The sequence below is a fragment of the Rhizobium leguminosarum genome (assembly GCF_019798305.1).
GTDB lineage: Bacteria > Pseudomonadota > Alphaproteobacteria > Rhizobiales > Rhizobiaceae > Rhizobium > Rhizobium leguminosarum_U.
Window position 1 is genome coordinate 1 of the sequence record NZ_JAAXDD010000033.1, and the last position, 19,349, is coordinate 19,349.

Here is a 19,349-nt window from a genome sequence, read left to right on the forward strand (position 1 = left end):
CCCGCTTGCCTCTCCGATCTCCCGGACACTTCCGGCATCTGACGCATGGCCTTGCTCATCCTCGGGGAAACTTCACTCTCTCTCGTTCGGCCCTTCGTTCGCGCCAAAGCGCTCCCTACTACGGCCTGCTGACTTCTCGCGCCGGCTCGACACCGTCGCCCTTTCAGGCATGAGGCGAGATCTCCCCAGGTAAGAACGCACTCCTTCCCTGCACGACCGCCGAATTTACGCCACCGCCCCACCGCCTCATATCCGGTTCTTATTCATCGGCCCGCAGGTTCGATCCACGCTTCCTCCCCACGGTCGGTCGCCCTTCCGCAGTTGCGCTTCTCTTCGTTCGCCATGACCAGCTTACGGTGGGACTTCCACCCACAAGAATGCGCCCATGCTGGGCGCACAACCAAAAAAGGCCGCGGTGACGCGGCCTTTTCCAATTCGGTGACACTATCTTACTTCTTGCGCGGAACCTTCGGAACCGTGCTTCCCTTCTTCGGGGCGTCGCGAACCTCGGGCTCGGCCTGCGGCACCGCCTTGGCGCGGGTCTTGCGGGCCGTCTTCGTCTTCAGCTCGCCGTCATCCCCGTCGTCGGCTTCGGGATGCACGACCTCGGCTTCGAGCTTCGGCTTGATCGGCGCCGTTTCCGAAATGGCTTCGAGCACGATGCCGGGCTTGCCGTCTTCCTTGAGGCCGACAGTGACGTTGACGACACCGCCCTTCTTCAGCTTGCCGAAGAGGATTTCGTTGGCGAGCGGCTTCTTGATCGTATCTTGAATGACGCGCGCAAGCGGGCGGGCGCCCATCTTCTCGTCGTAACCCTTTTCCGCCAGCCAGGCGATCGCATCCTCGTGCAGGTCGAAGGTGACGTTCCTTTCGGAAAGCTGGGCCTCCAGCTGCATGATGAACTTCTGCACGACCTTGTGGATGACGGCCGTCGGCAACGCCGCGAAAGGAATGATCGCGTCGAGACGGTTGCGGAACTCCGGCGTGAACAGACGGGTCAGCGCCTCCTCGTCCTCGCCCGTGCGCTTGGACGAACCGAAGCCGATCGCTGCCTTGGCCATTTCGGATGCGCCCGCATTGGTCGTCATGATCAGGATGACGTTGCGGAAATCGATCTTCTTGCCGTTATGGTCCGTCAGCGTGCCGTGGTCCATGACCTGCAGCAGGATATTGTAGATGTCGGGATGCGCCTTCTCGATTTCGTCGAGCAGGACCACGCAATGCGGGTGCTGGTCGACGCCATCTGTGAGAAGACCACCCTGGTCGAATCCGACATAGCCGGGAGGCGCGCCGAGCAGACGCGAAACCGTGTGCCGCTCCATATATTCCGACATGTCGAAGCGCAGGAGTTCGACGCCGAGCGAAGAGGCAAGCTGCTTTGCCACCTCGGTCTTGCCGACGCCGGTCGGACCGGAGAAGACATAGGCGCCGATTGGCTTGTTCGGCTCGCGGAGGCCGGCACGCGCCAGCTTGATCGAGGTCGAAAGGGCTTCGATCGCGATATCCTGGCCGTAGACCACCGAACGCAGTTCCTGCTCGAGATTGGCGAGCACGGCTTCGTCGTCCTTCGAGACGGTCTTCGGCGGTATGCGCGCCATCGTGGCGACCGTCGCCTCGATCTCCTTTTCAGTGATCAACTTGCGCCGCTTCGACGGCGGCAGCAGCATCTGGGCCGCACCGGTTTCGTCGATTACGTCGATCGCCTTGTCGGGCAGCTTGCGGTCGGAGATGTAGCGGGCCGACAATTCGACTGCCGACTTGATGGCGTCGTTCGAATAACGCAGGTGGTGATACTCTTCGAAATAGGGCTTCAAGCCCTTCATGATCTCGATCGCATCATCGATCGACGGCTCGCTGACGTCGATCTTCTGGAAACGCCGGACAAGCGCCCGGTCCTTCTCGAAGAACTGGCGGTATTCCTTATAGGTGGTCGAACCGATGCAACGGATCGCACCCGATGACAGGGCCGGCTTCAACAGGTTCGATGCATCCATCGCGCCGCCCGAGGTGGCGCCGGCGCCGATCACCGTGTGGATCTCGTCGATGAAGAGCACAGCGCCCGGATATTCTTCCAGTTCCTTGACGACCTGCTTCAGGCGCTCCTCGAAATCGCCGCGATAGCGCGTGCCAGCGAGCAGCGTGCCCATGTCGAGCGAGAAGATCGTCGCATCGGCGAGCGCTTCCGGCACCTTGCCTTCGACAATGCGCTTGGCAAGGCCTTCGGCGATCGCCGTCTTGCCGACGCCGGGATCACCGACATAGAGCGGATTGTTCTTCGAACGGCGGCACAGGATCTGGATCGTGCGGCTCACCTCGGCGTGACGGCCGATCAGCGGATCGATCTTGCCGCCCTTGGCCTTCTCGTTGAGATTGACGCAGTAGGCCTTGAGCGCGTCCTGCTGCTTCTTGGGACCGCCCTCTTCCTCGCCGCCGCGCGCCGTCGGCTTGCTGCTTTCGGCTTCGTCCTCGGCGCCGCGCGGGGGGCGCGCTTCCGAAACGCCCGGGCGCTTGCCGATGCCGTGGGAGATATAATTGACAGCGTCGTAGCGGGTCATCTCCTGCTCCTGCAGGAAATAGGCGGCATGGCTTTCGCGCTCGGCGAAGATCGCGACGAGCACGTTAGCGCCGGTCACCTCTTCGCGGCCGGACGACTGCACGTGGATGACCGCCCGCTGGATGACGCGCTGGAAGCCGGAGGTCGGCTTCGAATCCTCGTCATAACCGGTGATCAGGTTGGAAAGTTCGTTATCGACATATTCGACGAGCGTCTTGCGCAGCGCGTCGAGATCGACATTGCAGGCACCCATGACCGCGGCCGCATCGGCATCATCGATCAGGGCGAGCAGCAAATGCTCGAGCGTCGCGTATTCGTGGTGCCGCTCGTTGGCAAAGGTCAGTGCCTGATGGAGCGCCTTCTCTAAACTAGGCGAAAATGTTGGCACGTTCAGATCCTCACTTCTTTTCCATGACGCATTGCAGCGGATGCTGGTGTTGCCGGGCGAAGTCCATCACCTGGCTAACCTTCGTTTCCGCTACCTCGTATGTGAATATTCCGCATTCGCCGACGCCGTGGTTATGGACATGGAGCATGATGCGGGTGGCACTTTCACGATCCTTCTGAAAAAAACGCTCCAGAATATGGATGACGAATTCCATGGGAGTGTAGTCGTCATTCAAAAGCAGCACACGATAAAGATTGGGCTTCTTGGTCTTCGGCTTGGTGCGCGTGATGACCGAGGTTCGATTTGCGTTGTCCCCGTTCCTTTCGCTGTCGTTCTGCATCCGGATCGGCTTTGCGATCATTGTCATTCATTCCTCAAGCAATCCAGCGGAGCATGGGAGGTGCTTTTCCCGCCGAATATCTGAAACACTAACTTAGTTCATAATAGGCTGATTTTAAGCCCCCTGTCAGACACTGCAATCAAGAAATGGCCGGCATGCACGGGAAAGACCAAAAAAGTCCCCAGTCGATCCCATGCGGGCGCTGCAGCGAAAGTGGAAACAAAAAGACCGGCTACAGATGCGTAGCCGGTCCACATTTTTCAATATGTAGCGCAGGTTGCGCCGTCAAAATCAGTTCATGCAGCAGCAGGCGTCGCCGACGGCGCCGACTTGGCGCTCTTGACGACGGCAGCGGCGATCGGTGCTTCATAGGGCTTGTAGGCTGATTTGGCGAGATCGGCATACATCTCACTGAGCTTCGTCGTCTCGGAGACAAAGCCTTCAAAATACGCCTTGACGTAGCTCGTCTGCAACTCGAATGCCGCCTCGAAGCTCTTGACGCCGGCCAGCGTTTCGAAATGCGTCACCGCGTCCTGGAAAGATTTCTTCGAATATTCAGTGGCTTCGGCGGCGATGGCCTGAAAGCCCTTGGTCGTGTCGGAATAGGTTTTCAGGGCCGTGTCGACGGCTTCCTTGCTCTTCTTGTTGGCATCGTCAAAGTTGAACATGAGCCATCCTCCGTTGGGCTGTTGATGGCCGCAGGGTAGCTGCAATGCACAAATAGTCAAGTAGTCTTGTGCGATGCAACACCTCTTAAGGTTGCATGACGATAATAAAACAAAGCCGAGATCCCGGGGCACGTACGTCTTTAACGGATTTCGCTAATATATAGGCCGATGTTGCAACTAGAAGCTTTAAAAAAAATTTTACTCGTGAGCACAAAAGACAAAAAAACCGGGCGGATCGTGCCGCCCGGCTCAGCCAAATTAGTCGAACGCGATCAAAGGTCGACGTCGAGGATCGCCATGGAAAAGTTGTAGGAGCGGTCACCGTCCTCGTCATCGATATAGACGACGCCCAGAAATTCTTCGCCGAGATAGACTTCCGCAGAATCATCTTTGCGCGGACGCGCCTTGACGATCATCTGCGGATTGAACATGCGCTTGAAATAAGCGTCGAGCTTCTTGATTTCTTCTGGCTTCACTCTGTCATCTCCGTAAGCGGTCTTGATTGGCCGCTTCTTGCACAGGAAATGCAGCGGTGTAAAGGCAAGGTTGCCGTTTGCTCATGGTCTCCCTGCTCGGATCCCGCCGACTTTTCCTATCCTTGTTTCCAATGGGCGCTCAGATATCGGCGCCGATCACCTGGTCCATGTTGCGCGACGGCTCTGAACAACCGGCCTCGCCGACGACCTTGGCCGGAACGCCCGCCACCGTTTTCTTGGGAGGCACCGCCTTCAAGACAACGGAGCCGGCAGCGACACGTGAGCAGTAGCCGATCTCGATATTGCCAAGGATCTTGGCACCGGCGCCGATCATGACGCCGGAGCCGATCTTCGGATGACGGTCGGCGCCCTCTTTGCCGGTGCCGCCGAGTGTGACGCCGTGCAGGATCGAGACGTTGTCGCCGATGACAGCCGTCTCGCCGACGACGAGGCCGGTGGCATGATCGAGGAAGATGCCCTTGCCGATACGGGCGGCCGGGTTGATGTCGGTCTGGAAGACGCTGGAGGAGCGGCTCTGCAGATAGAGGGCGAAATCACGCCGGCCGCGGTTCAGCAGCCAATGGGCGAGACGATGTGTCTGCAGCGCATGGAAGCCCTTGAAATAAAGCACCGCCTCCATGAAGCGCAGGCATGCGGGATCGCGGTCGTAGATCGCCTGGATATCGACGCGCAGGATGGAGCTCCAGTCAGGCCAGTCGAGAAGCATTTCCTCGAAGGTCTGGCGCAGCAGGTTCGCCTGCATGTCGGGATGATCGAGACGTTCGCAGATGCGGTGGATGACGCATTCCTCGAGCGAATGGTAGTTGATCACCGTAGAATAGAGGAAGGCGGCGAGAACCGGATCCCGTTCGGCGGCGAGCCGGGCTTCCTCGCGCAGGCTGTCCCAGATGGGGTCCATCACCTTCAGCGGATGGCCTGTCTCAAAAGCACGGATGTCAGTCTTTGCGACCATCGCCGCTCTCCTCGTTGCCGGAAGGAATGCCGTTTTCGGAATGCCAATATATAAAGGAAAACGCCAATAACATAAATGGGTGCCGTCGCCATGGTTTTTTAGCATGGTTTTTCGGCATCACGATGTTGTCAGCGATGGGCGACCCTTGCATAGAAGGCCAACACCGCCTGCTTAAAAACCCTGTCGCCGACGGCGAGCATATGATCGCGGCCCGGAATATCGAGCGCTTCGGCATTTTTCATCAGCGCCGCCAATTCCTGCGGCGAGCCGGCGATATCATCCTTGGTGCCGACGCCGATCAGCGTCGGCATGTCGAGCTTGGCCATATCGGAGCGGGCAACGAGATCGCGCGAGCCGCGGATACAGTCGGCAAGGGCGACGCGGTCACTCTTCGTCTGCTCGGCGAAGGCGCGGAACATGCGGCCGCGGGCATGCGTGACGTCGTCGAGCGAGGGAGCCAGCAGCGCATCGGCGATCGGGTCCCAGTCGCCGACGCCGTCGGTCATGCCGATGCCGAGGCCGCCGAGAACCAGCGAACCGACCCGATGGGGGTTGGCAAGTGCGGCAAAGACAGAAATGCGCGCGCCCATCGAATAGCCCATGACATTGGCCTCCGGGATGCCGAGATGATCCAGCAAGGCGATCGCATCGCCGGCCATGACCCAGGGACGATAGGCTTCGGCATCATGCGGCTTGTCGCTTGCGCCGTGGCCGCGATTGTCCATGGCGATCACCCGGTAGCCGGCATCGCCCAGCGTCTTCAGCCAGCCCGGATGCACCCAATTGACGTTTGCGGTCGAAGCAAAGCCGTGGATCAACAACACGGGCACACCGGCCGGATCGCCCTCATCGAAGAAGGCGAGCTGCAATCCATCATGGGTGAAGCTTGAAAATGCGGGTGAATTCAGATTCATCGGGCCTTCCTTTTTGGCGCGACCATAGTCGAGCGGCTTGTCAGCGTGAAGCCAAAAACTGTGGCTAAAAACTGTGCCTGACGCGGCGGTTTGGCTCTACACATTTGCGGCGAAGGCTTATAAGGTTCGCGCACATTTCAAAGCATTCGGAGAGCGACATGGCCGGCCACAACATTCCCCACTTCCAGAACGACGGCGGTCACAGCGTTATCGAAGTCGGCGTCAAGGAATTCATGTGCACCGGCGCTTCGGCTCCCTTCGATCATCCGCATATCTTCATCGACATGGGCGACGACAACGAGAAGGTCTGTTCCTATTGCTCGACGCTCTATCGCTTCAATTCCGCGCTCAAGCCCAGCCAGACCAATCCGGCCGGTTGCGTTTTCCACGTGAAGGCGGCGTAGTCAGTCCAGATCCGGATCGGACGGATAATGCCGGTCGAACATGCCGCCATCATCGGCGCCGGGATATCAGGGCTGACCGCTGCCCTTGCGCTTTCGCGCCGGGGTATCAGTTCGGAGATCTTCGAGCAGGCGGGCGAACTCACCGACATTGGCGCCGGATTGCAGGTTTCGCCGAACGCCTCCCGCATCCTTGCCGAATTCGGTGTCCTTGAAGGACTGTCAAAGGTCTGGCTCGAGCCGGACGCGATCCGGCTGATATCGGGCAGTTCGCTTCGCCAGCTCGCGGCGGTGCCGGCCGGCAAATTCGCGCGGGAACGCTGGGGCGCTCCCTATGGCGTCCTGCACCGCACCACATTGCAAAAAGCCCTTTTGGCTGCGGTTACGGCCGATCCGCTCTGCCGGCTTCACCTCGGCGTGCGGATGGACTTGACCCTACCGCCTTTCGAGCGGGCAGCCGATGTCGTCATCGGCGCCGACGGCGTCTGGTCGAAGCTTCGGCAATCCGTTCCGGGCAGCCCCTCGCCGCGCTTTTCGGGCAATATCGCCTATCGCTTTACCATTCCCGAAAATGAGGCGCCTGGTTTCCTCGACCGGGCAAGCGTTTCGGCTTTTCTCGGCGGCTCCGCACATCTCGTCTGCTATCCGCTCAGGGAGACCGGCAGCTTCAATATGGTGGCGATCACCGCCGGCAATATCGCGCCGCAGGCCTGGCAAAGTGAGCCGACGGCCCAGCAGCGGGCGCAGCTGCGGGCGCGCCTTTCCGGCTGGAACGCCGCGATCGTCTCGCTGCTTGAAAAACACCGGAAGCTGACGTTCTGGCCGCTGTTCGAAACCACATCAGGCGCATGGCAGGACGGCCGAAAGACAGTTCTGATCGGCGACGCCGCACATGCGATGATGCCGTTTGCCGCCCAGGGAGCGGCGATGGCGATCGAAGACGCCTATGAACTGGCCGCGTTTCTTTCGAACCGTCCCGTGGCGGAAGCGCTGGCGCTCTTCGAACGACATCGCGCGCCGCGCATCGCGAAGCTTCGCCAGCGCGGCGCCTTCAACCGGTTTGCCTATCATGCGAAAGGGCCGATCCGGATCGGTCGCGATCTCGTGCTCGGCCTCAAGCCGCCGCTAAGCCTGGCGGCAGATCTCGACTGGATCTACGGCTATCGGGCCGCAGATCTATCTTGAGGCGCCGTCAGCGATGACAAAGCGTGTCCAGTCAGATGGCGCTTGCGGCGGCAAAACCCCGCTCGATATCGGCCTTGAGGTCGGCCACGTCCTCGATGCCGATCTGCAGGCGGATGACCGGACCGTCCGTCGGAGCCTTAGCGACCGTGCGATCGTTGAGATAGGCGTGCAAGGCGAGGCTTTCATAGCCGCCCCAGGAATAACCGAGACCGAAAATCCTGAGCGCGTCGAGGAAGGCATGCGCCTTTGCTCTGGACTTCTCGGGACCATCGGCGGCAAGCACGAAGGAAAAGATCCCGCTGGCGCCTTTGAAATCGCGCTTCCAGAGATGGTGGGAGGGGAAACTCGGCAGGGCCGGATGCAGCACGCGGGCGACATCCTCCCTGCCCTCCAGCCATTCCGCGATATCAAGCGCGCTTTCATAATGCCGCTCGAGGCGCAGGCCCATGGTGCGCAATCCGCGCAGGATCTGGTAGGCATCATCGGGTGCGCCGCAGATGCCGAGCACACCGTTTGCCTCCTTCAGCCGCTCCCAATGCTCGGCATTGGCCGAAACCGTTCCGAGCAGAATATCGGAATGGCCGGACGGATATTTCGTCGATGCGTGGATCGAGATGTCAACGCCGTGATCGAGCGGCCTGAAATAGAGCGGCGTTGCCCAGGTATTGTCCATCATGACGACGGCGCCATGGCGGTGCGCAACCGCCGAGATCGCCGGAATATCCTGCATTTCGAACGTATTGGAGCCCGGGGCCTCGGTATGGACGAGTTTCGTGTTCGGCCGGAACAGCGTCTCGATGCCGGCGCCGATCTCCGGATCGTAATATTCCACCTCGACGCCTAGGCGCTTCAGCATCGTGTCGCAGAAATGGCGCGTCGGACCATAGACCGAATCGACCACCAGCGCATGATCGCCGGCAGCGACGAAACCCAGGAATGGAATGGTGACGGCCGCAAGGCCCGAGGGGACGAGGATCGTGCCGGCCGAGCCTTCGAGCGCGTCGATCGCCTCGCAGAGCGCATCCGTCGTCGGTGTGCCGCGCGTTCCGTAGGTGTATTTCTGCGTGCGCGTCTCCATCGCCCGCGCACTCGGAAACAACACCGTCGAGGCGTGCACGACCGGCGGATTGATGAAGCCGTGATAGTCGAACGGGTCGTTGCCGATATGGGTCAGGCGGGTGTTGATGCCGGCATTCTGCAGCAAGCTGTCTTTGTCTTTCATGTCGGGCATAGCCTTTGGCGAAGGGTCGCGAAACCAGACTTTTGGACGCCCCGCCGTTTCGGGTCAACCCCTTGAAGATCAGTTGCAGGCGACGATCCGAAATGACGGAAATTTCGATTTTCGCGTTATTTTTCCGCAGGCGGACGCCTATTTCATAGCCAACCGCCCATGAATGCAGCGCAATCTACCAAAATTCTGAATTTTGCCGCAATTATTGGGCGCGACACTTGACCATAGTGACATTTGCGACTGTGATAGGGTCACTCGCGCCGGGAGGGTGTCGAGACAATGGGGAGGCGGCACGGATTGTCGGCACGCACTCTCCACAAGAAAAGATAAGACAACGGAAAAGGTTGGGAAAATGAAAAATAAGCTCCTGTCGGCCGCCATCGGCGCAGCAGTTTTGGCAGCTGGCACCTCGGCCGCCTCCGCCACCACTCTCTCAGACGTCAAGGCAAAGGGTTTCGTTCAGTGCGGCGTCAATACCGGCCTTACCGGCTTTGCCGCACCTGACGCTTCCGGCAATTGGGCCGGCTTCGACGTCGACTTCTGTAAGGCCGTCGCTTCGGCCGTGTTCGGCGACCCCACCAAGGTGAAGTACACGCCGACAAATGCGAAGGAACGCTTCACCGCTCTGCAGTCCGGTGAAATCGACGTTCTCTCGCGCAATACGACCTGGACGATCAATCGCGACACCGCACTCGGCTTCAACTTCCGTCCTGTCACCTATTACGACGGCCAGGGCTTCATGGTGCGCAAGGGCCTGAACGTGAAGTCGGCTCTCGAACTCTCCGGCGCCGCAGTCTGCGTACAGTCAGGCACGACTACCGAACTGAACCTCGCCGATTACTTCAAGACGAACAATCTGCAGTACAATCCGGTCGTCTTCGAAAACCTTCCTGAAGTCAACGCAGCCTATGACGCCGGTCGTTGCGACGTTTACACGACCGACCAATCCGGTCTCTATTCGTTGCGTCTGACGCTGAAGAATCCCGACGAACACGTCATCCTTCCTGAGATCATCTCCAAGGAGCCGCTTGGCCCGGCCGTCCGTCAGGGTGACGACCAGTGGTTCGACATCGTTTCCTGGACGGCTTATGCGCTGATCAATGCCGAAGAGTTCGGCATTACCCAGGCCAATGTCGACGAGATGAAGAACTCGCCGAACCCGGATATCAAGCGCTTCCTCGGCAGCGAGACCGACACCAAGATCGGCACCGATCTCGGCCTGACCAATGATTGGGCCGCCAACGTCATCAAGGGCGTCGGCAATTATGGCGAAATCTTCGAGCGCAACATCGGTGAGGGTAGCCCCCTCAAGATCGCACGCGGCTTGAATGCTCTGTGGAACAAGGGCGGCATCCAGTACGCACCGCCGGTTCGTTAATCGAGCACTGGCAGTGAAATACCGGGAAGGCGGCCAAGTCGCCTTCCCACTCCAAAAAGTAAAAAGAAAGCCCGAAAACGGGCACAAGGGGATTGGCGCGGCATGACGCATGAGGTTGTGGATACAACACCTTTGCATGGCACCGGCTGGAGTTTCCGGTCGGCAATGTACGACCCGAAATACCGGAGCATATTTTACCAGGTTCTAACAATCGTTGCTCTCGTGGGCTTTGTGTGGTGGGTGGCCCACAACACGGCCGTGAACCTTGCCCGCAGCAATACGGCATCGGGTTTCGGCTTTCTTCGCGGTCGCGCCGGTTTCGAAATCGGCCAATCGCTGATCAGCTTTTCGAGTGACTCGACTTATGCGCGCGCACTTCTCGTCGGCATTCTGAATACCTTGCTGGTGGCGGTGACCGGGATCTTCACGGCGACCATCATCGGCTTTCTGATCGGGATCGGCCGGCTGTCGCGCAATTGGCTGATTGCCAAGCTCTGCACGGTCTATGTCGAGATTTTCCGCAACATTCCGCCGCTGCTCGTCATCTTTTTCTGGTATCTCGGCGTTCTTTCCGTCTTGCCGCAGCCGCGAGAGTCGGTGGGTCTGCCGTTCAACATGTTTCTCAACAACAGAGGACTAGCCTTTCCGAAGCCGATCTTCGAGACAGGTATGATAGCCGTCGGCATCGCCCTGCTGATTGCGATTGTCGCCACAATCATCATCGTGCGCTGGGCCCACAAGCGCCAAGCCGCAACCGGCCAACCGTTCCACACCGTATGGACGTCGATCGCGCTGATCATCGGCTTGCCATTGCTGGTCTTCGTTGTCTCCGGCTTTCCGCTCACCTTCGACGTTCCGATTGCCGGAAAATTCAACCTCACCGGCGGCTCCGTCGTCGGCCCCGAATTCATGTCGCTGTTTCTCGCCCTGTCCTTCTATACCGCCTCGTTCATCGCCGAGATCGTGCGCGGCGGCATTCGCGGCGTTGCAAAGGGACAATCCGAAGCAGCCGGTGCGCTGGGGCTGCATGCGTCGAGCGTGACGAGACTTGTCGTGGTGCCGCAGGCGCTGCGCATCATCATCCCGCCGCTGACAAGCCAGTACCTGAACCTGACCAAGAATTCCTCACTCGCCATCGCGATCGGTTTCTCGGATCTCGTTGCCGTCGGTGGCACGATCCTCAATCAGAGCGGTCAAGCGATCGAGATCGTCTGCATCTGGGGTATCGTCTATCTCAGCTTGAGCATTCTCACGTCGCTGTTCATGAATTGGTTCAATGCCAAGATGGCACTGGTGGAGAGATAAGATGTCGGTCGCCGATAAACCCTTTGTCAGAACGTCCATCCTTGCCGCCGAACCGCCGCCCCCCGGCGAGAGGGGAGCCGTCGCCTGGATACGTCGCAATCTCCTGGCAACTCCGAAGGACGTGATCCTGACGATCCTGGCTCTTGCGCTCATCGCATGGGCCGTGCCGCACCTCGTCAACTGGCTGTTCATCCAGGCCGTGTGGTCAGGCCCGGACCGCACATTCTGCGCGACGACGATCCAGGGCGGCATCCAGCCTGACGGCTGGAGCGGTGCATGCTGGGCCTTCATCAGCGCCAAGTACGATCAGTTTATCTTCGGCCGCTATCCGCTCAATGAGCGTTGGAGGCCGGCGATCGTCGGGATCCTGTTCATTCTGCTGCTGGTTCCGATGTTGATCCCGTCGGCGCCGCGCAAGGGCCTGAACGCCATTCTTCTGTTCGCCGTCCTGCCGGTCCTCGCCTTCTGGCTTCTTCACGGCGGCTTCGGCCTCGAAGTGGTGGATACTCCGCTCTGGGGCGGGTTGATGGTGACGCTCGTTCTGTCCTTTGTCGGTATTGCCGTCTCTTTACCCTGCGGCATTCTGCTCGCGCTGGGACGCCGCTCGAAGATGCCCGTCATCCGGATGCTTTGCGTTACCTTCATCGAGGTCATTCGAGGCGTTCCGCTGATCACCGTTCTGTTCATGGCAAGTGTCATGCTGCCGCTCTTCCTTCCCACAGGCTGGAACGTGGACAAACTGCTTCGGGCGCTGATCGGTGTGTCGATCTTCACGTCGGCCTATATGGCGGAAGTGATCCGCGGCGGCCTTCAGGCGATCCCGAAGGGACAGTTCGAAGGCGCCGATTCACTTGGCCTCGGCTATTGGCAAAAGACCCGGCTGATCATCATGCCGCAGGCCATCAAGCTGGTGATCCCGAGCATCGTGAACACCTTCATCGGAACGTTCAAGGACACGTCGCTGGTCACCATTATCGGCATGTTCGATCTGCTTGGCATCGTCAAGCTGAACTTCTCCGATGCCAACTGGGCAAGCGCTGTCACGCCGATCACGGGTCTGATCTTCGCGGGCTTCATCTTCTGGCTGTTCTGCTTCGGGATGTCGCGCTATTCAGGTTTCATGGAACGCCATCTCGATACCGGCCACAAACGATAAGAACGCTAAAACGATAAAAATAAGGGAAAATAATCATGGCTGAAGCTCCAGCGAAAAAGCTCACCGTTTCCGCAACGGAAGTGGCGGTCGAGATCATCAACATGAACAAGTGGTACGGCGATTTCCACGTGTTGCGCGACATCAACCTGAAGGTCATGCGCGGCGAGCGCATCGTCATCGCCGGCCCATCGGGCTCGGGCAAGTCGACGATGATCCGCTGCATCAATCGCCTGGAAGAGCATCAGAAGGGCAACATCATCGTCGATGGCACCGAGCTCACCAACGACCTGAAGAAGATCGACGAAGTGCGGCGCGAAGTCGGCATGGTGTTCCAGCACTTCAACCTCTTCCCGCATCTGACGATCCTCGAAAACTGCACGCTGGCGCCGATCTGGGTGCGCAAGATGCCGAAGAAGCAGGCCGAAGAAGTGGCTATGCACTTCCTCAAGCGGGTCAAGATTCCGGAGCAGGCCAACAAATATCCGGGCCAGCTCTCCGGCGGCCAGCAGCAACGTGTGGCGATCGCCCGGTCGCTGTGCATGAACCCGAAGATCATGCTGTTCGACGAGCCGACCTCGGCGCTCGATCCCGAAATGATCAAGGAAGTGCTCGACACCATGGTTGGTCTTGCCGAGGAAGGCATGACCATGCTCTGCGTCACACACGAAATGGGCTTTGCCCGCCAGGTCGCCAACCGCGTCATCTTCATGGACCAGGGCCAGATCGTCGAGCAGAATTCACCGGCCGAGTTCTTCGACAATCCGCAGCACGAACGCACCAAGCTGTTCCTCAGCCAGATCCTACACTAAAGCGCGTCGCGATCTTTCGGATTCGCTCCTCGCGCTTTAGGCCATTGTTTTTACGCATGTCGTTGTCGCAAAACCGCTGCACCCTTTTGCGCAACATGCTTTAGATCGAAGCATCCTTTGAAAAGACCCGCCGAGCCGCTGGCTCGGCGGGTTTTGCATGTTCAGCGGGAGACTGTCGCCTGCAGCAGACTGCAGAGACCGGCACGGCCGGAATCACCGCCAGAGGCGGAGATGTCGGCGCAACGGACGAGCATCTTGCGCTGGTCATTGACAGGCATGCTGCGGAAGGCCTCCAGGGTGCGTGTCTGTGACGCGCTGAGGGTGCTGGCGTGCTGGCGGGCGTCGCCGTGGCATTGCCGCCAGCCTCGTCTACACGGCCGATAGCGACATTGACATCGACGCCGTTACCGCCGCCGAACGAGGCCGTGGCCTTGGCATCGATTCCGTTCGAACCGCCGGTGCGTGCATTGAGATCGGTATTGACGCCGCGCCCGCCGCCAAGCCTGGCCTTGGCGTCTGCGTCGACACCGTTGCCGCCGCCGACATCGGCGCTGACGGCTTTGCCTGCATTCACCGACACACCGACATCGATCGCACGGGCATCGTTTGCCGGCATGGCAAGGAGGACGCAGGTGGATGCGAGCACTGCAAAGGACAGTCTATGGTGGTATGGGTCATGTTTTCCTCCGTTTTCATTCCGCCGAACGATCTGCCCGGCAGTCGAAAATCGAGGACGCGCGTGCCTTCGATCGATCGGACGCCTGCAACTTCAGGACGGCAAGGCAACGTGAAGGGATGACGAATGTTTCACAATTCGGCGCAGCAAGTCGGTTCGGCGGCGTACGATGATTCACCGTTATTGAAGTGAGAATTATCTGCCCGACTGTGTCGAAAGCGAACATGTCTTGCAGCAACTGGAGAGCAGACGGAGTATTTCCTCCGATGGCGCCAGCAATCTCCAGCCGGCAGCAGGACTTCCGCAAGCAGAGCTCGGTTTCCGGCGTGCATGGCGGCGAATAATCCGATCGGAACTCTTCCTTGAGATCGATCGCAGCTGTCGCGGGCATTGGCTTTTCCACCAACGATTGAACATGCTAAAAATAACTCCCTTCCCGCCTGGATATATCAGGCGGGAAGTCCATGTTTCAGCATGTTCTCATCTGATGGAACTGGAGGTTTAGAATGGGCATTTTCGACAAAATCAAACATGCAATCTTCGGAGAGGCGAAGGCAGCCGAACCCGTTGCCGCCGGCGCGCCGAAGGTAGAGCCGGCTCAAGCGCCTGCCTCACCGTCGGCAGCGCCCAGTCCGACGCCTGCGGCCCCTGCCCCGCAGAGCAAGCCGGCCACCGCTACAGCCACACTCGATATCGTGCCCATCCTCGACGCGGCTGTGAAGAAGAGCGGTCAAAAACTCGATTGGCGCCACTCGATCGTGGACCTGATGAAAGCCGTCGGGATGGATGCCAGCCTGACCGAGCGCAAGGAACTTGCTGCTGAACTCGGCTATCCCGGCGACACCAACGATTCCGCAAAAATGAACATGTGGCTGCACAAGGCGCTGATGAAGCGGCTTTCGGAAAATGGCGGCAAGGTTCCCGCCGATCTCTTGGATTGATCGGTACAAAATTGCTGCCGCCATTCTGTGGCGGCAGCTCTCAAGCCGCCGGTGCGCTTGGCGAGATGATCTCGCTCATTTCTCACGGTCGGCCATCCAGAAGATCACGCCGCCGATGTAGACGCCGCAACAAGCGGGGCCTTGCCCGCAGGCATTGGAACTAATAACGTTCTGCTCGATACTTCGATAATCGATCAGGGGGAATAAATCCAATGAGATTGATGGCAGTCGTTGGTCTTGCACTTAGCCTGGGCTGTATATCGGCCGCAGAATCTCCTTCAAACTATCAATCCTATAGCGGCATTCGGGTCGACACCGACCCGGCGCTCCTGGCTCGATACGATAAAGCGCTTCAGCGGTGCGTGCCGGAAGCAGGCTCATGGCGACGCGGCTCAACGGACCCGCACAGCCTCTATTACAACGCGGCTCTCAGAAGCTGCCTTTATAGGTACAGTTTCGTCGATAGGGGCGTCTACGCCTACCCCATCCCCCAGGTCTACTTCGATCATTTCCTGGATCGCTGAGAAGAGCCGAGCAGTTCCACCGCCATAGACCTTCTGAGGCCCATCAAACAAAACCCCGCCATTATGGCGGGGTTGTCTTCAATCGCGATGCAGCCATTCAAAGTGCAACAGCGGCTTAAAGGTGCGGCGCTGTCGTCAGCGTTTGCCGCCACTTGGCGGCCTGCCCTTGCCTGCCGGGCGATTGCCGCTTCCGGACGAGGTCTTGGCGTCATTGCCCTGACCGAAGTTGGTGCCGCCAAGATGGCCACCGCCACTGGTATTGGCGACCTGGCGCTGCATTTTGCGCAACAGTGCTTCTGCATTGGTCTTGCTCATGAAATTCTCCTCAATGGCTGGAAAACCCAGCCTGAATGCCGCCACTGACTTCCTCGGTCAAAGACCGAAGGCATATCAGGCAGCGACGATGGGTGTTTGGCGGAGGCTTGCGTCGATCAAAGAATTGCCTGCGTTCATGACGATTCCCCCTCAACCGGCATGACAATCACCCTCCGGCGGCTGCCGGACGGCGCAGAAATCGATTTTGAAAGGAAAGATCAGCTGGGACGCCAGGGCGCAAACCAAGCTCGACAAGCAATTTCGATAGAAGAATCAATAGGACGGCAATGTGTTTAAAACAAGTTCCCGACTTCTGGCAGGAGAGGCATTGCCGACTGTTTTTGCGGAACCATCCGTGGGATGATCATGCTGCAGCTCCAGTTGGAACGCTTCTTGCAGAGTTACTAATATGTTTATGATGCAAGGACCAAATGTCATGAATCGGTACACATCGCATCAATTTCCCGCACTGAGGATACTCATGAGCGGCCAAGATAAATACAGCGTCGTCAGAACTCTCGGCGAGGCAGCCAACATGCTCATTTCCGAATGGCCTGGGGATGATGGCGAGGAGTACGTCGTGGCGGTGAGGACATGCCTCGACGCCATTCGCGGCACCACGCCCCCACACGCCGCGCGGGAAGCGCTGATGAGAGCGGCTGATGAAGCCGGCATCCGCTACCTCTCAGTCGTTCACTGAGATCGCTGCTGGATCCGGCAGGACGCAATAGGCGCGCAGCCGACGCTGATCGCCGAAGCCGAATACACGGGGCTTGGACGCATGGCGGAAAGCTGCAGCCTGCCTCGTATAAGGGCTGAGGGAAGTGCGGGATAGCACCGGGTTCTATGAACACTCCCAGATCGAGCCGCGGCCGCCGGCCCTGTTACGGGCTGGATGGTTTCATCCGCGCGAAGAAAGTCACCGTGACGTTTCGTCCGGGGCGGCCCACTGCAGACAGACTAACTGCCGCTGCAGTCCCTTGACGAACTCTTTGCTTCTCGACTTTGGTTTCTGCCCAACTCACAGCCTGTCCTGGCGCTTCTCCTGGGACATCAGTTGGCTGGCGAATGCAGCGGAGAGCGCGTCGTCGGCATATCCAAACGTACCGGCTGTTTTGACCTCCATAGCGGCGCGCATCAACGCACCCAGCGCGGCCCGCGCGAAAGAGCCGCCGACACTCACGCGGCGTACTCCGACGCTCGACAGTTCGGCAACCGAGTATTTTCGCCCTTTCAAACCCATGACCACGTTGACTGGCTTGTCCACGGCCGCACAAACGGTTCTGATTGCTTCGATGTCCGGCAAACCGGGGGCGTAAAGCACATCTAGCGGCCGAAAATGCTTGCAGCCGTTCGATGGTGTCGTCCAGATCGGGTCTCTCCCAAAGATAATTCTCCGCCCGCGCCGTAAGAAGGAAAGGCAGACCGCGTGCGACCTCTGCTGCAACATGGATGCGCTCGACGGCTTGCGATAGCTCGTAGATCGGGGCAGCAGGATTACCTGTTGCGTCTTCGATCGATCCGCCTACAAGTCCGGTTTCGCAGGCCAAGCGGATGGTTTCCACACAGGTTTCTGGCGACGCACCGAAGCCATCTTCAAGGTCGGCAGAGACAGGAAGAACAACAGCGCCAACGATCTCGGCGGCGTTCTCAAGGACCTCATCCCGTCCAAGGCTCGCAAATGAATCCAATTTTCCTTTGGAAAAGGCGTAACCCGCGCTGGTAGTCGCGAGCGCCTCGAAGCCAAGGCTCGCGAGAAGGCGAGCCGAACCGGCATCCCGTGGGTTGGGCATGACAAAAGCCCTGTCCTGGTGAAGCGCCTTCAGTCGCTCAAATTTGCCCCTTTGATCCATAAGGCCTCCTCTCGCCCGTCAATGAAGGTGAGACTAGCACCACGGGAACGAAATGTGAACACGCTCCGCGAACTTGCTTTGGAGAGAATGGCGACGATGGCTCTTGGGGCGCCTTTCAGTCAGGCTCATGCCTGGACCAGACATGAGTCCGAAACCAGCTATCACCCATGTCTTCGTCTTCGGTATTGGACACTTGAAATGATGGCGACCCCTGCAGGAATCGAACCTGCGACAACCTGCTTAGAAGGCAGGTGGCTCTATCCAGATGAGCTAAGGGGCCGTCCGGCGGCTGCGACTCATGAGCGCGACCGGAAGCGGCATATGGACGAGAAATCTCAATGCATCCAGGGCTGCGTGCGGGCATCTTTAAGGCGATTCAGCCCAAAATAGCTAGATTCAGGAAAAAATGTCGATTCCCCCATTGGCGGGAGGAATCCCGTCACGCCCACCAGATTTTTCAAATGTTTTCAACGGGTGCATGTCGCTATAGTTGCAGAAAGAATAATTCTCGGTAAGCGAGATATAAATATTGCCTTAATTTCGACGACTCGAAATTCACCAAGTATTTCAAACTGTAACTTCGGATCGATTTGGATAATGTGGCAGCAATATGGCTATGATTCTCAAGCACTTACTGTCGTGTTGCTGTTGCGCCCTCCGGAACGTCGCCCTATAACCGGCCGCCGTAACGACTGATTAACCAATATTAGTAATTGGTAAAGAACAACGCTAAGGTTGAGGAACAAGAACATGACGACATACTACGTAGCGACGACCGGCAGCGGCGGTGGTAACGGCAGCACCTCCTCTCCATTTCGCACGATCAGCGACGCGATGGCGTCGGACCTTAAGCCCGGCGACGAGGTTGTGGTGCGCGCTGGTGTCTATAATGAGTCGGTGAACATGTACAAGGATGGTTCCGCCGCCGGCTACATTACCTTGCGATCGGAGGTACCGGGTGGAGCGGTGATCCACTCAGCATCGGGCGGCGCAAATGGCATCAACATCACTGCTAACTATGTGGCGGTCAAGGGCTTCGAGGTCTACGGGAGCGATTCGCACGGCATTGTTGGTGATGGCGTCCACCATGTGAGGATCGCCGATAACGTTTCCCACGACAACGGTGCGTCCGGCATCGCCTTCGCCGGATCCGACTTCATCACGATCGAAGGGAACGAGACTTACAAAAATGCGAGTTCCGGCTGGTTTTCAGGCATCTCTCTCTACCAGAACCGGAATATCACCGGGGCGCCGGACGATGG

At 58.8% G+C, this 19,349-nt stretch carries 18 protein-coding genes, 1 tRNA gene and 2 pseudogenes; 10 read left to right on the top strand and 11 right to left on the bottom strand.

Annotated features, from left to right (window positions below):
• Positions 1 to 449: 449 nt before the first annotated feature.
• The 6 genes from clpA to HFO99_RS32755 all read right to left on the bottom strand — a co-directional run bounded on the left by clpA (position 450) and on the right by HFO99_RS32755 (position 6,313).
• Positions 450 to 2,942, bottom strand: coding sequence for an ATP-dependent Clp protease ATP-binding subunit ClpA (gene clpA, locus HFO99_RS32730; RefSeq protein WP_222365713.1), 2,493 nt, complete (start codon positions 2,940 to 2,942; stop codon positions 450 to 452).
• Positions 2,943 to 2,952: 10 nt separating this feature from the next.
• Positions 2,953 to 3,303, bottom strand: coding sequence for an ATP-dependent Clp protease adapter ClpS (gene clpS / locus HFO99_RS32735; protein WP_017988219.1), 351 nt, complete (start codon positions 3,301 to 3,303; stop codon positions 2,953 to 2,955).
• 275 nt (positions 3,304 to 3,578) lie between these two features.
• The gene (locus HFO99_RS32740) at positions 3,579 to 3,950 is read right to left on the bottom strand and encodes a phasin family protein (RefSeq protein ID WP_222253000.1); all 372 of its coding nucleotides are present in this window, start codon (positions 3,948 to 3,950) and stop codon (positions 3,579 to 3,581) included.
• 272 nt (positions 3,951 to 4,222) lie between these two features.
• Complete coding sequence (locus tag HFO99_RS32745) at positions 4,223 to 4,426, bottom strand: DUF3126 family protein (RefSeq protein ID WP_003539277.1); 204 nt, start codon at positions 4,424 to 4,426, stop codon at positions 4,223 to 4,225.
• Between the two features lie 139 nt (positions 4,427 to 4,565).
• Positions 4,566 to 5,399, bottom strand: a complete 834-nt coding sequence (gene cysE / locus HFO99_RS32750) for a serine O-acetyltransferase (protein WP_011651805.1) — start codon at positions 5,397 to 5,399, stop codon at positions 4,566 to 4,568.
• Positions 5,400 to 5,527: 128 nt separating this feature from the next.
• Positions 5,528 to 6,313, bottom strand: a complete 786-nt coding sequence (locus HFO99_RS32755; RefSeq protein WP_222365714.1) for an alpha/beta fold hydrolase — start codon at positions 6,311 to 6,313, stop codon at positions 5,528 to 5,530.
• 158 nt (positions 6,314 to 6,471) lie between these two features.
• Here HFO99_RS32755 and HFO99_RS32760 point away from each other — a divergent pair, with 158 nt between their 5' ends.
• Both HFO99_RS32760 and HFO99_RS32765 read left to right on the top strand, forming a co-directional pair.
• Positions 6,472 to 6,717, top strand: coding sequence for a zinc-finger domain-containing protein (locus HFO99_RS32760; RefSeq protein WP_017964128.1), 246 nt, complete (start codon positions 6,472 to 6,474; stop codon positions 6,715 to 6,717).
• 27 nt (positions 6,718 to 6,744) lie between these two features.
• Positions 6,745 to 7,899: an FAD-dependent monooxygenase gene (locus HFO99_RS32765; RefSeq protein ID WP_222365715.1), complete on the top strand. Its 1,155-nt coding sequence runs from the start codon at positions 6,745 to 6,747 to the stop codon at positions 7,897 to 7,899.
• Between the two features lie 31 nt (positions 7,900 to 7,930).
• On the opposite strand, the gene HFO99_RS32770 is transcribed toward HFO99_RS32765, so the two are convergent.
• Positions 7,931 to 9,121, bottom strand: a complete 1,191-nt coding sequence (locus tag HFO99_RS32770) for a cystathionine beta-lyase (RefSeq protein ID WP_222335403.1) — start codon at positions 9,119 to 9,121, stop codon at positions 7,931 to 7,933.
• Positions 9,122 to 9,482: 361 nt separating this feature from the next.
• On the opposite strand from HFO99_RS32770, the gene HFO99_RS32775 reads away from it, so the two are divergent.
• From HFO99_RS32775 to HFO99_RS32790, 4 genes are all read left to right on the top strand, one after another.
• Positions 9,483 to 10,508 carry an amino acid ABC transporter substrate-binding protein gene (locus HFO99_RS32775; RefSeq protein WP_222335404.1) on the top strand — a complete coding sequence of 342 codons (1,026 nt, stop codon included), beginning with the start codon at positions 9,483 to 9,485 and terminating at the stop codon, positions 10,506 to 10,508.
• A 102-nt stretch (positions 10,509 to 10,610) separates the two neighbouring features.
• Complete coding sequence (locus HFO99_RS32780) at positions 10,611 to 11,813, top strand: amino acid ABC transporter permease (RefSeq protein WP_222365716.1); 1,203 nt, start codon at positions 10,611 to 10,613, stop codon at positions 11,811 to 11,813.
• Position 11,814: 1 nt separating this feature from the next.
• Positions 11,815 to 12,969: an amino acid ABC transporter permease gene (locus HFO99_RS32785; RefSeq protein WP_222253005.1), complete on the top strand. Its 1,155-nt coding sequence runs from the start codon at positions 11,815 to 11,817 to the stop codon at positions 12,967 to 12,969.
• A 35-nt stretch (positions 12,970 to 13,004) separates the two neighbouring features.
• Positions 13,005 to 13,778 carry an amino acid ABC transporter ATP-binding protein gene (locus tag HFO99_RS32790; RefSeq protein WP_018073440.1) on the top strand — a complete coding sequence of 258 codons (774 nt, stop codon included), beginning with the start codon at positions 13,005 to 13,007 and terminating at the stop codon, positions 13,776 to 13,778.
• A 161-nt stretch (positions 13,779 to 13,939) separates the two neighbouring features.
• On the opposite strand, the pseudogene HFO99_RS32795 reads toward HFO99_RS32790, so the two are convergent.
• Positions 13,940 to 14,545: pseudogene (locus HFO99_RS32795) on the bottom strand (hypothetical protein).
• Positions 14,546 to 14,960: 415 nt separating this feature from the next.
• Here HFO99_RS32795 and HFO99_RS32805 point away from each other — a divergent pair.
• Entirely contained in the window at positions 14,961 to 15,395 is a 435-nt protein-coding gene (locus HFO99_RS32805; protein ID WP_222335408.1) for a DUF3597 domain-containing protein, read from the top strand.
• Between the two features lie 212 nt (positions 15,396 to 15,607).
• A complete protein-coding gene (locus HFO99_RS32810) occupies positions 15,608 to 15,919 on the top strand; it encodes a hypothetical protein (RefSeq protein WP_222253008.1) in 312 nt (103 codons plus the stop codon).
• Between the two features lie 135 nt (positions 15,920 to 16,054).
• Here the strand turns inward: HFO99_RS32810 and HFO99_RS32815 are convergent, their stop codons facing one another.
• Positions 16,055 to 16,234 (bottom strand): hypothetical protein, encoded by a 180-nt coding sequence (locus tag HFO99_RS32815; RefSeq protein WP_017964118.1) that lies wholly within the window; start codon positions 16,232 to 16,234, stop codon positions 16,055 to 16,057.
• Positions 16,235 to 16,643: 409 nt separating this feature from the next.
• Between HFO99_RS32815 and HFO99_RS32820 the strand changes: the two genes are divergently transcribed.
• On the top strand, positions 16,644 to 16,934 hold the full coding sequence (locus HFO99_RS32820) for a DUF982 domain-containing protein (protein WP_222335410.1): 291 nt from the start codon (positions 16,644 to 16,646) through the stop codon (positions 16,932 to 16,934).
• Positions 16,935 to 17,255: 321 nt separating this feature from the next.
• On the opposite strand, the pseudogene HFO99_RS32825 reads toward HFO99_RS32820, so the two are convergent.
• A pseudogene (locus HFO99_RS32825) lies at positions 17,256 to 18,087 on the bottom strand (oxaloacetate decarboxylase).
• Positions 18,088 to 18,289: 202 nt separating this feature from the next.
• Positions 18,290 to 18,367: transfer RNA gene (locus HFO99_RS32830), tRNA-Arg, on the bottom strand.
• Between the two features lie 470 nt (positions 18,368 to 18,837).
• On the opposite strand from HFO99_RS32830, the gene HFO99_RS32835 reads away from it, so the two are divergent.
• A partial coding sequence (locus HFO99_RS32835; protein WP_222365717.1) for a right-handed parallel beta-helix repeat-containing protein occupies positions 18,838 to 19,349 on the top strand: 512 nt, incomplete at its 3' end.